At 44.1% G+C, this 13,876-nt stretch carries 12 protein-coding genes; 9 read left to right on the top strand and 3 right to left on the bottom strand.

What is annotated here, in order from left to right; genetic code table 11:
* The first annotated feature begins 14 nt into the window (after positions 1-14).
* The 8 genes from A6749_RS01345 to A6749_RS01310 all read left to right on the top strand — a co-directional run bounded on the left by A6749_RS01345 (position 15) and on the right by A6749_RS01310 (position 8,227).
* Positions 15-542 (top strand): (2Fe-2S)-binding protein, encoded by a 528-nt coding sequence (locus A6749_RS01345; RefSeq protein ID WP_066383992.1) that lies wholly within the window; start codon positions 15-17, stop codon positions 540-542.
* Positions 542-2,881, top strand: a complete 2,340-nt coding sequence (locus tag A6749_RS01340; RefSeq protein WP_066383988.1) for a xanthine dehydrogenase family protein molybdopterin-binding subunit — start codon at positions 542-544, stop codon at positions 2,879-2,881. The genes A6749_RS01345 and A6749_RS01340 overlap by 1 nt, the downstream gene beginning before the upstream one ends.
* The gene (locus A6749_RS01335) at positions 2,881-3,738 is read left to right on the top strand and encodes an FAD binding domain-containing protein (RefSeq protein WP_066383980.1); all 858 of its coding nucleotides are present in this window, start codon (positions 2,881-2,883) and stop codon (positions 3,736-3,738) included. The genes A6749_RS01340 and A6749_RS01335 overlap by 1 nt, the downstream gene beginning before the upstream one ends.
* Positions 3,739-3,799: 61 nt before the next feature.
* A complete protein-coding gene (locus A6749_RS01330; protein ID WP_084797597.1) occupies positions 3,800-5,014 on the top strand; it encodes an XdhC family protein in 1,215 nt (404 codons plus the stop codon).
* 66 nt (positions 5,015-5,080) lie between these two features.
* A complete protein-coding gene (locus tag A6749_RS01325; RefSeq protein ID WP_066383973.1) occupies positions 5,081-5,971 on the top strand; it encodes a 5-oxoprolinase subunit B family protein in 891 nt (296 codons plus the stop codon).
* Positions 5,964-6,941, top strand: a complete 978-nt coding sequence (locus A6749_RS01320) for a 5-oxoprolinase subunit C family protein (RefSeq protein ID WP_066383970.1) — start codon at positions 5,964-5,966, stop codon at positions 6,939-6,941. The genes A6749_RS01325 and A6749_RS01320 overlap by 8 nt, the downstream gene beginning before the upstream one ends.
* Positions 6,942-7,205: 264 nt before the next feature.
* A complete protein-coding gene (locus A6749_RS01315; RefSeq protein WP_066383967.1) occupies positions 7,206-7,442 on the top strand; it encodes an acetyl-CoA carboxylase in 237 nt (78 codons plus the stop codon).
* 17 nt (positions 7,443-7,459) lie between these two features.
* Positions 7,460-8,227 (top strand): LamB/YcsF family protein, encoded by a 768-nt coding sequence (locus tag A6749_RS01310; RefSeq protein WP_066383965.1) that lies wholly within the window; start codon positions 7,460-7,462, stop codon positions 8,225-8,227.
* Positions 8,228-8,270: 43 nt separating this feature from the next.
* Here the strand turns inward: A6749_RS01310 and A6749_RS01305 are convergent, their stop codons facing one another.
* From A6749_RS01305 to A6749_RS01300, 3 genes are all read right to left on the bottom strand, one after another.
* On the bottom strand, positions 8,271-9,875 hold the full coding sequence (locus A6749_RS01305; RefSeq protein WP_084797596.1) for a sodium:solute symporter family protein: 1,605 nt from the start codon (positions 9,873-9,875) through the stop codon (positions 8,271-8,273).
* Positions 9,872-10,015 (bottom strand): hypothetical protein, encoded by a 144-nt coding sequence (locus tag A6749_RS28275; protein ID WP_161487104.1) that lies wholly within the window; start codon positions 10,013-10,015, stop codon positions 9,872-9,874. The genes A6749_RS01305 and A6749_RS28275 overlap by 4 nt, the downstream gene beginning before the upstream one ends.
* A 96-nt stretch (positions 10,016-10,111) precedes the next feature.
* Positions 10,112-11,587, bottom strand: a complete 1,476-nt coding sequence (locus tag A6749_RS01300; protein WP_084797595.1) for a sigma-54 interaction domain-containing protein — start codon at positions 11,585-11,587, stop codon at positions 10,112-10,114.
* Positions 11,588-11,806: 219 nt separating this feature from the next.
* Between A6749_RS01300 and A6749_RS01295 the strand changes: the two genes are divergently transcribed.
* A complete protein-coding gene (locus A6749_RS01295; RefSeq protein WP_066383959.1) occupies positions 11,807-13,825 on the top strand; it encodes an oxidoreductase in 2,019 nt (672 codons plus the stop codon).
* Positions 13,826-13,876: the final 51 nt, after the last annotated feature.

Raw genomic sequence — 13,876 nt, 5'->3', positions numbered from 1 at the left:
GGGGGCTTTCTTTGGTGGGGAAAAAATATCCTGTTCAGGTGAAGGTAAATGGCAAGGAAAAATCCGCGGAGGTCGAACCGCGTCTTTTGCTTGCCCACCTTTTACGTGATGAGTTCAATTTAACTGGAACGCATATTGGCTGCGATACAAGCCAATGCGGTGCCTGTACAGTCATGTTGGACGGAAGAGCGGTGAAATCGTGTACGGTTTTGGCCCTTCAGGCGGACGGGGCAGAAATTACAACCGTTGAGGGTTTAGGATCAAAGGAAGAACTGCACCCTGTCCAGCAGGGATTTTGGGAAAAACACGGGCTGCAATGCGGTTTTTGTACACCTGGGGTGATGATGGCGGCAGCGGGTTTATTACAGGAAAATGTAAATCCGACAGAGGAAGAGATCCGCGATGCGCTTGATGGTGTCATTTGCCGCTGCACCGGATATCAATTCATTGTGGAAGCCGTACAGCATGCCGCAGAATTGATCCGGGAGCAGCAAAAGCAGACATCTTCACTTGAAAATGTGACAGCAGGAGGGGATGTATAATGGCCAAAGTTTTAGGCAAGCCAATTAAAAGAAAGGAAGACCCTAAGCTTATTACCGGACATGGCCAATTTACCGATGACATCAAATTGCCGGGAATGCTCTTTGCTGCAATGAAGCGAAGCGGCCTGGCACATGCGAAAATTAAAACGATCAATACCGATCAAGCGTTAAATCATCCCGGCGTTGTTGCCGTGTATACAGGAAAGGATGTTCAAGATAAGATCAAGCCAATTCGTTCGATTTGGCTAGTACCGGGCTGTGATTTAATCCCGAAGGATCGTGTCCCGCTTGCGGTTGATAAAGTAAACTATGCCGGCGAAGCAGTAGCGATGGTCATTGCCGAGTCACGTTATGTTGCGAGGGATGCTTTGGACCTGATTGAAGTGGAGTATGAAGAGCTTCCGGCTGTTGTCCATCAAGAAGCAGCACTGGCGGAATCAGCCCCCATTATTTATGAAGATGTTCCCCAAAACATCGCCTTTACCTGGAAAGCGGGGGAGGTTCCTGAAGAAGTTTTTGCAAATGCCGAGGTGGTGGTTAATCAGCGTCTTGTAGAGCAGCGCGTAATCGCGAATCCGATGGAAACAAGGGGAGCAGTTGCCCAGTATAATCCTGGCAGCGGTGATTTAACCATTTGGTGCACCACGCAAAATCCCCATATTCACCGGATGACGTACGCCGATGCGCTTGGGGTGCCGGAAACAAAATTGCGGATTATTGCTCCCGATATGGGTGGTGGCTTTGGAGCGAAAATTGCGGTCTATACAGAGGAAGCTGTAGTCGCTCTCGCGGCAATGGAATTAAACCAGCCGGTTAAATGGATCGAGGACCGCCAGGAGCATTTTCTGGCGACAAGTCATGCCCGCGACCAAGTGATTACAACAGAACTTGCTGGAACAAAGGATGGAAAAATTCTCGCAGTCCGGGCAAAAAACATTGCCAATCTTGGAGCCTATTTATCTACAATGGGTGCCGGCGTTCCTACCATCGATTTTGGATTAATGATTACCGGGGCTTATGATATCCCTCATGCGGCGGCGGAAACCATCGGGGTCTATACAAATACCACTCCGACGGATGCATATCGGGGTGCTGGAAAGCCGGAAGCCTCATTTCAGATTGAAAGAATCATCAATTTGTATGCAGATAAAATCGGTATGGATCCGATCGAGGTCCGTAAGAAAAACCTCGTGGCAAAAGTGCCTTATACGAATGCCATGGGCTGTAACTATGACAGTGGCGATTATCACGGTACGCTAGCCAAAGCTTTAGAGACCATTGATTATGCTGCTTTACGAAAAGAACAGGAAGATGCACGGAACAATGGCCGGCTGTTAGGAATTGGCATCTCAACCTATGTAGAACTTTGCGGTCTAGGTCCATCGAAGGTTGCCGGAGCAATTGGATTTGGCGGCGGTTTATGGGAAAACAGCACCATACGGGTGCACCCAAGCGGCAAGGTGACGGTATTTACTGGGGCTTCCCCGCACGGTCAGGGTGAAGGCACAACATTTGCCCAAGTGGTCGCCGAAAAGTTTGGCATCCCAGTTGAAGATATAGAGCTTGTCAGCGGGGATACGCTGATGATTTCCATGGGCTGGGGAACGTACGGGTCACGGACAACGCCGGTCGCCGGCGGGGCATTGGCGATTGCGGCGGACCGCATTGTAGAAAAGGCAAAGCTGATCGCGGCGCATGAATTGGAAGTCACTGTTGATGATCTTGACTTTAGCGATGGGGTCTTTTCTGTTAAAGGACAGCCGGAGAAGCATCGAACGTTTAAAGAAATTGCCTGGTCTGCCAATAATGCGTGGAATCTCCCTGATGGAATGGAACCAGCATTAGAAGGGCAGTGCTTCTTTGATCCGCCCGATTTTGTCTATCCATTTGGGGCGCATATTTGTGTCGTTGAAGTGGACCCAGACACAGGTGTTGTGGAATTGAAGCGATATGTCAGTGTGGACGATGTCGGCCGGATTATTAACCCGATGATCGTCGAAGGACAGGTACACGGAGGATTAGCGCAGGGAATCGGTCAGGCATTATGGGAGCAGTCTGTTTACTCCGATAAAGGCCAGCTTTTATCAGGCACATTCATGGATTACACGATGCCAAAGGCGAAGTTTTTCCCGAAATTTGAATCAAGCTTTGTGGAATCGCCAAGTCCTGTCAACCAGCTGGGAGCAAAAGGGGTTGGAGAAACAGGTACAACCGCAGCACCATCCGCCATTGTGAATGCTGTAATGGATGCATTGGCGCCATTTGGGGTAAAGGATTTGGAAATGCCGCTGACACCTGAAAAGGTATGGAGAGCGATTCATGATGGGAGGAAGGGCTAATGATTCCAACGAACTTTGATTATGTTCGGGCTGCATCGGTACCGGAAGCGATTCAACTGTTGAAGAATTGTAAGGGTGAGGGAAAAATTATTGCAGGCGGACACAGTCTTGTCCCATTAATGAAGTTTCGTATTACAAGTCCCGGCACATTAATTGATATTAGTAAAATTCAAGAATTGAAGGGTGTTAAAAAAGAAGGCGGCCGCCTGGTTATTGGGGCCTTAACCACCTATGCAGAAGCTTTAGAGGACCCGCTGATTAGCACGCATATTCCAGTTTTAGCGGATGCGATCAAGCAGATAGGCGATTTGCAGGTCCGTAATAAAGGGACCATCGGCGGAAATATTGCTCATGCCGACCCTGCGGCAGACCTTCCGGCACTGGCATTGGCACTAGATGCATTTGTTTATATCACCGGCGAAGATGGAGATGAGAAGATCCCAATTCAGGAGTTTTTGTTTGGACCATTCATCACAGCCTTACCGGAAACAAGCCTTGTCACCGCAATCTCATTCGCCATCCCGCCGACGGAAGGGAAAAGCTCTTATTTGAAATATTTCCACCCAGCTTCAGGCTATGCTGTTGTTGGCGTAGCCGCAGTGGCAAGAAAAACGGTGGACGGGACGATAAACCACATCCGGATAGGAATAACCGGATCGGGTGATTGTGCTTATCGGGCAGAGAGCGTTGAAAAATTTCTTTTAGGGAAAAAGGCAGTTCCGGAAATTATTACAGAGGCGGCATTGTTAGCTGCGGACGATGCGGAGATGGGCGAAGATACGTTCGCTTCGAGTGAATACCGCAAGCATTTATGTCAGGTATATACGGAGCGAGCGTTACGGGCTGTACTAATATAATGTATTACTGAAATTACGAGTTATATTAGCAATTTTACACCGTATATCAGCGAATCAATATATGGAAAAACAACAAGAGCCAAATCACCAAGAAAAAGCAATGTTTCCGGCATGGTGGTTAGGCTTTTTTTCATTTTTATATAAAGAAAGTAGGTTAGATCTCATGCTATCGAACCAGCAGGTAACCAAGTTGTTATCCGGGAAAATAAAAAATCATGATACTGGGGTTTTGGCTACGGTGGTAACTGTTCAAGGGTCTGCATACAAGCGAGAAGGAGCCAAAATGATCGTTGAAGCGACTGGTGATTATCATGGGATGATTTCCGGCGGCTGCTTGGAATCAGATGTCGCCGCGAGTGCCGAATACATCTACAGAACCGGAAAAACGATCGTGAAAAAATATGAACTGGATGAGGATCTTGTCTGGGGTCTTGGTTTAGGGTGCCCGGGAACGGTTGAAATCCTAATGGAGCCGATTGATTCCTCTGATTTATGGCAGCGGATAGCAGATCATTATGCCAACCAAGAGGCAATGGTGGTGTGCAAAATTCTTAAGGATGATGATTCCGTTTGCCTCCCATTGCTTGTCACAAAAGAGAGCGTGTTTGGAAGCTTTTCTGACGAATATTTGCGGGATCATGTGGTGCGGATTGCCCGACAGAAATTGACCCGACAGACAGCTCAATCCGAAAGCATTCATTTTGAAACGAGAAACAGCAAAGAGGAAATCGTCTTCTTTGATGTGCATCTGCCGCCGCCCAAGTTGCTTATTTTCGGTGCCGGGCATGATGCCGTTCCGCTTGCAAGAATCAGTACAACGACTGGATTTGAAACAACTGTGATTGACTCGAGACCAGCTTATAACACAAAGGAACGCTTTCCAACGGCCCATTTTCTTGTAGAAGATTCTAGTCAAATTAACGTGGATTCTCAAACATATATCGTGATTATGAATCATCATCTCGAACGTGATGCGGCATCACTTGCTTTCGCATTAAAATCGGATGCCCCGTATATCGGGATTTTAGGGCCGAGGACAAGAACCCAGAGGCTTTTAAGCCATCTTAAAGAGGAAGAAATTGTTTTTTCACCAAAGCAATTAACTAAATTATTCAGCCCGATTGGTCTTGATATTGGAGCGGAAACACCGGAAGAGATCAGCCTGAGCATTATATCGGAAATTACTGCTTTTCGCACCGGACATCAAGGCGGATTCTTAAAAAACCGACCGTTTATTCATAAAAAATTACAAATGGCAGTCGAGAATCCAAGTTGATAAGAATTGAAGGGTATCCTTTCAAAAGGGAAATCCCTAATCAATATATTTAAGAGGTGAAAGAGATTGACTAACTCATCGTTAACTACCCGCTATGAATATGGCGGGGATGAATTTGTGTTTGTCCAGCTGTCTGAAGCTATGAGTTTAGAGGCAAATTTTAAAGGAATGGCGATTACAAGAAAGCTGAAGGAACGGAATCTGGAAGGCATTATTGATATTTGCCCATCCAATGCGTCCTATATGGTCCGGGTTGATCCTGACATCTTACATCCGGATGAGTTGATTCGTGAATTGAAGGTCATTGAAGACAGTATAGAAGGATTGGATATTGAAATTTCCTCGCGAATCGTGGATGTGCCTGTGTTGTTTGAAGACCCGTGGACACATGAGGCGGTGATGCGGTTCCGCGACCGCCATCAGGATCCGGATTCGACGGACCTGGAATATAGCGCCAGAATTAACGGTTACAACAGCAAGGAAGAATTTATTCAGGCAATTGATGCTTCTCCTTTCATTGTCTCGATGATTGGCTTTGTCCCGGGGCTGCCGTGGTGCTTCCAGATTGTCAGACAGGAAAAGCAAATCGAAGTACCCAAATACGTGCGTCCGAGAACGTTTACCCCGGAACGCACCTTTGGCTTTGGCGGGGCATTTGCTGTTATTTACCCTGTCCAGGGAGCAGGCGGCTATCAAATGTATGGGATAGCACCGGCGCCAATCTATCAGAAGGAACAGACTTTGCCTGATTTCCAAGACTCGATTGTGTTTCCGAAGCAGGGTGATATTTTTCGTTACCGCAGTATAACGAGAGAGGAATACGATGGTATTCGTGCTGAAGTGGAAGCTGGAACATTTATCTATCGAAAAAAAGACATCACCTTCACCCCTCAAGAAGTGCTGGAAAATCCGGAAAAGTTTTCGGATATGGTGTTAAGGAGGTTATACCATGATTAAGGTGCTGAAGCCAGGGCTGCAAACAACCGTTCAAGACCAAGGAAGACGCGGATTATATGAAATCGGCATGCCTCCCTCAGGGGCCATGGATCAGTTTGCTTTCCGGGCAGCGAATTTGCTTGTAGGCAACCATCCGAATGCGGCTGTTCTGGAAATGACGTATATCGGTTCGGAGCTGTTATTTGAACAGGATACTCAAATCAGCTTAACCGGCGGGAATATTCCGCCTAAAATTAACGGGGATCCAGTTCCTATGTGGGAGACTCTCCAGGTCAGGGCCGGAGATGTCCTGTCTTTTGATTTCGTAAGGTCAGGAGCACGGACGTATTTAGCTGTAGAAGGCGGAATCGATGTCCCGCTCGTGATGAATTCACGGTCGACCTATACCTTGATTGGAATTGGCGGTTTTGAAGGGAGAGCATTAGCGGCAGGGGATGTGTTAAAAACTGGAGACTTACTGGAACACCGGGTACCAGCTGGGACCGCGATTCATAAGTCGTTGATTCCTTCTTACGGCAAGACCCATGAAATCCGTGTGATTGTAGGATTATGCAGTTATCGTTTAACCGAGGAGAGTAAGCAAGCCTTTCTGGAAACAGAATGGACGGTTACCCCTGAGGCGAATCGGATTGGCTACCGCCATAAAGGGCAGCGCTTACGGTTTGTTGAACGGGAGCAGCCGTTTGGTGCTGGCAGCAACCCGTCCAACGTAACTGACCTTGGCTATCCGATTGGTTCAATTCAAGTGCCGGACGGAGTGGAGCCGATTGTCTTGTTACATGATGCGGTAACCGGAGGCGGCTATGCGACGGTTGCAACCGTAATCAGCACGGATCTAAATCGGATGGCGCAAATCAAGACAAATGAAAAAGTAAAATTTGTTGCTGTCAGTTTAGAAGAGGCACTTAGGATCCGCCGCGATAACAACGAAATTATAAGAAAAATAGCTGATGACATTGCATCTCGTTGATTGATAAATGGTTGAACAATAGATTCGCAGATATATCGCAGGAAGTCGCAGATATATTGGTTCAACTCGCAGATATATGGTGCAAAGCCGCAGATATAATGGGTGGACTCGCTGATAAATATTAAAAAATCCCCAGATATTAAGCGGAATTACAGATAAATTAGAAAAACTGCAGATAAAGCATATAAATTTGCAGATATATTTTAAAAATTGCAGATAAATAGAACGGGGTCAAAAGAAAACGTAGATTTGGAGGGGAACGCTATGTCTAAAGCAATCATTGCGCCGCTGCCAGGAGTATTTTATCGGAGGCCGGCACCGGATCAGCCGGAATTTGTCCAAGAAGGCGAGCAAGTGAACCCTGGCGATGTCGTCGGGCTCATCGAAATAATGAAAACATTTTACGAGCTAAAAGCTGAAGAAGCAGGGATCGTTGAAAAATTTACTGCTAATAATGAAGAAATAGTCGATGCAGGGCAGGAAATCGTGTCATTGAGATAGGGAAAGGATGGTGAACAATGAAGGTCGATTTAAATTGTGATATGGGAGAAAGCTTCGGGCTCTATCAGATGGGGAATGATGAGGAAATGATGAAGTATATTTCTTCGGCCAATATTGCCTGCGGATTTCATGCCGGTGATCCTCATGTCATGAGGCAGACAGTACTGCTGGCGAAGGAATATGATGTAGCGATTGGCGCTCACCCAGGGTTTCCTGATTTAATTGGATTTGGCAGACGACATTTAAATTGTACCCCAGCTGAGGTAAAAGATTATGTTATCTACCAAATGGGAGCACTCAATGGTTTTGCACAAAATTATGGTCTTGAATTACAGCATTGTAAGCCCCATGGTGCTCTCTTTATGATGGCAATGAGCGACGAAAAGCTTGCCAGGGCTATTTTAGAAGGAATCGCTTCGTTTTCCGATAATATGATTGTATTTGCCTTAAACAATTCGGCAGTGGCCCATGAAGGAGAGAAAATGGGACTGCCAATTGCGAAGGAACTGTATGCGGATCGTGAACATACAAAGGACGGATCGATTATTTTAACCCGCACAGGTCCGTCCATTCAAAGCTATGAAGAAATGGCTGATCGTGTGGTGAACATGGTAAAGGATAAAAAGGTGATCACACCTGATGGCGAAGAAGCGGGTGTGGATGTTCATACTGTCTGCATCCACGGGGATACAAAGGGAGCACCGGAGTTAATCAAGCAAATCCGGTATCGGTTAGAAGAAGCTGATATAAAAATAGAACCAGTGAGGAATATTATAACGGAATAAAAATAAGAAACTAGCACCATCACAAGGTGCTAGTTTCTTATTTTTACATCGCCAGCTGTAATGGCCAGTAGTAGAAAATAAAGGTAACGATGATAATCACAATGCCGCTCGCGACCAAATAAATTGGATATCTTTTTGTAACCTTCATATTTTCATTTTCATCAGCTTCAATTGGACGCTTAAGGATGTTGTTCTGAAACTCTTTTTCTTGATCAGTAATTTCGCCAAATTTAGAACCGATATAAAGGGCGAGAGAGCTTAGGACGACACCAATTATAACGGGATTCAAATAGACAGGTAATGTTACGCCTAATTTTTCCAAAGATTCTCCGAAGATAACTCCCAAAAAACCAACGATAATACTCGATAATGCCCCGGTTTTTGTAATCTTTTTGGAATAAATGCTGGCAAAAGCCACCGGCCCCCAAGAGGCGGCAAACAAGGTTGCGGCGAAGTAGCCTATCCACATGATAGAAGGCGGCTGCCACAGTCCAATCAGCAGGATAATGATACTGACGACAATCATGGAAAGTCGGCTTGTTCGAAGCAATTGTTTATCTGTATAGGTTTTGTTACGTGATTGTTCTATAATATCACGGGTGATACTGCTGCCGATTAACTGCAGAAAGCTAGCACAGGATGATAAGGCGGCTGCCATGATTCCGCTGACTATAATGACTCCAAGCCACTTAGGTACCATATTCATCGCTGCCCAAATAAATACCTTTTCTGTTGGTTTGATATTTGGATTAACTGTTGTGATGGTAGAAATGCTGATATGAAGGAATAAGTAAATCGTGATGATGGAAATCGTAGCCCAGACCCCTGAACGGATGGCGACATGTTCATTCTTGGCCATTAGATATCGGCTGCTTTGCCACGGGCTGATGGCGATGACGGCAGACCACACTAAACCTAGAATAATGGCCCAAAGTAATGCTTCCCATGGTGCGCCCATGTAGGCGTCAGGGCCGGTAATGCCATGCCAGCTCAATAAATCAGGACGTTCAGGATTTGTTGCTGCTTTGATAATAGCATCAGGAAATCCACCTGCTTTTCCGATTATATATGGAAAAGAAATATAAGTGGCAATGGAAAATAAGAAAAACATGATCGTATCATTTACCATGACTCCTTTTGCCCCAGAAAGCACGGTGAAAGATGAATAGGCAATCCACATAATTAATAATGCCACTGGATAGGAGGTACCCGAAATTTCAGACAGCAGGACTGCCCCGCCTTGAGTAACCGCCACTAAGTAGGCAGAAATTCCAAGAATTGTTGTAATGGCTGTGGCCATTCTCACCTTATTCGATTGAAAGCGGTTCCCGAAATATTCAGGAACGGTTAACGATTGGCTTCTTCTTAAGTAACGGCCAAAGCAGAAAACTCCGATCACATAGCCTGTCACATTAAAAATAACTAGTATTAATAGAAGAATCGGGTATCCTTCATAGGAAAATCCAGCTTCGCCCATAAAGGATACGGTACTTAAGAATGAAGCAACCAATGTCCCTGTCACCATGAGGGTAGAACCTTTTCTACCAGAAACATAGTATTCTTCGGAGCTTTTTACCCGCTTTGACAGTACTACACCAATAAGGATATATAAAAGAAAGGAGACAATTATACCGATTGTATAAATCATGATACTCCCGCCTTTTTATCCGAATTGCCCGTTTTGTTTACCAGTACATCACGTTGCATTTTACGAATAAATAAATGTGTAATCAGTCCTAGAACTATAAGGGACCCGCCATAGCCTAATGAAAAAACAAATTCTCCCATTCACTTCGCTCCTTTGCATAATTGGTTTCATATACTATTATGCAAATTTCATGCCAATTCCAAAAATTCAGTTAAATATTTCAAACAATTAAATATCTAAGTTAAATTATACTTATGAAGTTTCCTCATGATCGTTGTTTGATTGACCCCAAGGGCTTTGGCGATTTTTCTCGTTGTCTTATATTTTGATAATGCGTTGGAAAGGATTTGTATTTCAGTCTCTTCCACCGCTTTTTTTAACGGCATAATCTGAAGTGATTTTTCAGGATAGAATCGATGGTCCATTGTGAATGGTAGATCTTCCATATTAATTGTTGATTTTTGGGCGGTTACCACCAGTTGTTCCATGAAGTTCTCAAGTTCTCTTATATTTCCCCGCCATTCCTGCAGCTGAATTAACAACTTCGCATTTTCGACTAACTTGATTTGCTGTCCATATTTTGTGTTGAATTTTTCAAGAAAATAATCGGTTAGCGCGAGAATATCCTGCTTGCGTTCCCTTAATGGCGGGATTTTCAGCGGAACAACATGTAAGCGGTAATATAAATCCTGACGAAAAGTTTTATTTTCAATCATTTGCAGCAGGTCTTTGTTGGTTGCGGAAATGATTCGGATATCAACCTGTTTTTCCCGGATGCTGCCAACTTTTTTGAATGATTTCTTTTGTACTAAATGTAAAATTTTTACTTGGAGCTCCAACGGCATTTCGCCGATTTCATCTAAAAACAATGTGCCGCCATCCGCGGTTTCCACCAGACCTGGTTTTCCACGTCGATTAGCTCCGGTAAATGCTCCAGCCTCATAGCCGAATAATTCGGATTCCAATAATGCATCTGGGATTGACCCGCAGTTTACTTGGACAAATGGTTTTGTTTTCCTTGGGCTATGTTCGTGGATAATCCTGGCAAGCACTCCTTTTCCTACCCCTGATTCCCCATGGATAAAAATTGAAGAGTCTAAAGGTGCAACCTTTTGGGCAGTTTTTAGTGTTGAAATCATGTTTTTCGACTGGGTAATAAACCTTTGCTTTCCGGCGGATTCAATCATGACCAGCGATTCTTGCTGGTTCGAATGGATTTCTGACAATTGCCGTTTCATTTCAACAAGCTCTGAAATATCCCGTGAATTACAAACTACGCGAAATAATTTTCCATCTTCATCGAATACGGGTTTGGCTGTGGCCAGCACGGTTTTACCGTTTGGATATTGCTGCTCCAATGATTGGATTTTTTGTGTTTCCATTGCTTTAATCGTGACTGACTCCTTAATGATCTCTTTTTCTACCAGTTCATAAATGTTTTTATTAATAAATGCCTCTGGCGGCAGACCGGTAAAATGTTCGCAGGACTCGCTGACGAATAATACTTGTCCATTTGCGGCGGTAACAAAAATTTCATCATAAGTGGAATTCAGCACATGGGTAAGTTCTTTTATTTTTTCTTGAGCACTCTCTAATTGCTGTTGAAGTAAATTTATTTTTTCTATGTATCGTTCGTGCTCCGGCATAACTTCCACTCCCTTGTTTAGAAATTTGAACACATTTTGCATCGAAATATTAGATGTTTGTTTCATAGATTACCCCGAAACCTTTTAGTTGATAGTGTTTCATTGAGGTGAACCTATTTTGCATCTAGTGTTGCATAAAAGGTTCGATTATACCTGTCATTATAAACCACTTTTTTGTGAATCGTTATAATTTTTTGAAAAAACTTTTAAGGCTATGGCTGGGAAAGAATTGGCACGATTTTTGCAAGTTATTATAAAAAAGACTTTCACAGGGAGGGAACAGAATTGGCACAATTTAAACATTTATTTAGTCCAGTTGAAATTGGAAACACCGAATTGAAAAATCGAATTCTAAGTACAGCACACCAAACTAATCACGTGATCGATGGAATTCCTACAGAGGATATGACAGCCTATCATGCCGTACGGGCAAGGGGAGGTGCTGGTTTGATTATCCTAGAGGCGGCTGCAGTGCACCCATCAGGAATGCTTACAACCAATACGATAGCTGGATTTGACGAAAAAGTAGTACCCGCATATTTAGAACTAGCAAATGAGGTCCATGAGTACGGAACAAAAGTTTTTTCACAATTATTTCATGGCGGAAGGGAAGTCGTATCAAGCGATTATCGAAACGCGGCCTGGGCTCCTTCTGCGGTACCAAGCCTTCGCTTTAGCACGATGCCTAAGCCGATGAGCATAGAAGAAATTAAAGAAGTGATTGAAGGGTTTGCCTTTTCCGCAAAATTAGCGAAGAAAGGGGGATTAGATGGGGTCGAAATCTGTTGCTCCCATGGTTATTTACCAGCTCAATTTTGGGCGGAACATACGAATCTTCGTACAGATGAATATGGAGGCTCATTTGAAAATCGGATGCGCTTTATCGTAGAAGTGATTGAACGGGTATGGGAGGAAGTCGGCGAGGACTTCACCGTGGGTATCCGTATGAGCGCTGATGAAATGACGATGGATGGAACCACTGTAAAAGATGCGGTTAAAATCGTCGAATATTTAGTCGATCGTGTAAGAATAGATTTTATTGATGTCACTGCGGGAGATTCGAGTACGTATGCCGGTTCAACGCATATTGTACCTCCTTCTCCAATCAAGCACGGTTATTTGACACCGCAATCGTTTAAAATTAGGATGGCAGGAGCGGTTCCTGTATTTGTTGGCTCGCGGATTGTCGACCCGGTGGAAGCGGAACAAATTGTGGCGGCAGGTAAAGCAGATGTAGTTGGCATGACCCGGTCATTGATAGTTGATCCGGAAATGCCAAATAAAGCAAAGTCGGGAAATATGCAGTCCATTGATGCGTGTATCGGCTGTTTGCAGGCATGCATTGGCCATTATCATAAAGGATTAACTATTGGCTGTGTACAAAATCCGTCAGCAGGTAAAGAAAATCAAGTTATAGCACTAAAGAATCAGTTAAAAGAGAAAAAGAAAGTCCTAGTTATCGGAGCGGGCCCTGCCGGAATGCAAGCGGCGGTTACCTTAGATGAACTAGGTCACGAAGTTATTTTAGCCGATAAAGCGGACAAAGTCGGCGGATTACTGCATACCTTAAGACGTGCACCAATGAGACATGAATTGGCCGAATCGATGATTGATAATTATTTGAGAAAATTAGCCAATAGTCATGTTAAAGTGGAACTTGGTGCTGCGATTAAGCTGGAAGATATTCGTACTATCGCGCCTGATGCGATTGTATGTGCAACCGGTTCAAGGCCGTACATTCCAAATATTACAGGGATTAATGATTCAAGAGTAATAACGGTAGATGAACTATTTAATAAACAAAATATGGTTATTGGTAAAAATGTCATTGTATTCGATTTTGCTGGCGATTGGCCGGGGATAGAAGCGGCGATTGATTTGGCTGAAAAAGGTCATCAGGTCACTCTCATTTCAGCGAGACTTTCCATCGGCGAGGAAGTCCATCAATATTTAAGAAATGAATATTTGAAAAAGCTTTATCAGCTGAAGGTGAGATTGCTGCCGCATTATGATTTGGGCGAGATTAACGGAGACACCGTCGTGATCCGCAATTTATTTTCCTATGAAAAAGAGAACGTGGAAAACTGGGATACAATTGTCCTTTCTCTTGGCCGTGTCCCTAATGGGGAACTTTTCGAACAAATTAAAAACTTAGCCCCACAAGTATGGCAAATAGGTGACTGCTTGTCGCCTAGAACTTTAGAAGAGGCCACATACGAAGGGCTAATGACGTCATTACAGCTGGGGATTAAAAGCCAAGAGAGTAAAATAAAAAGTAGCATAGGGGATTCTGTAGCAAAATAAGGAAATATTTTAATAAAAATGCCTTGAACAATTCAGAAAATTCCTATAAAA

The organism is Neobacillus mesonae (assembly GCF_001636315.1).
Lineage (GTDB): Bacteria > Bacillota > Bacilli > Bacillales > Cytobacillaceae > Neobacillus > Neobacillus mesonae.
The sequence above is the reverse complement of the archived record's forward strand: the minus strand, read 5'-3'. Positions and strand labels throughout refer to the sequence as shown.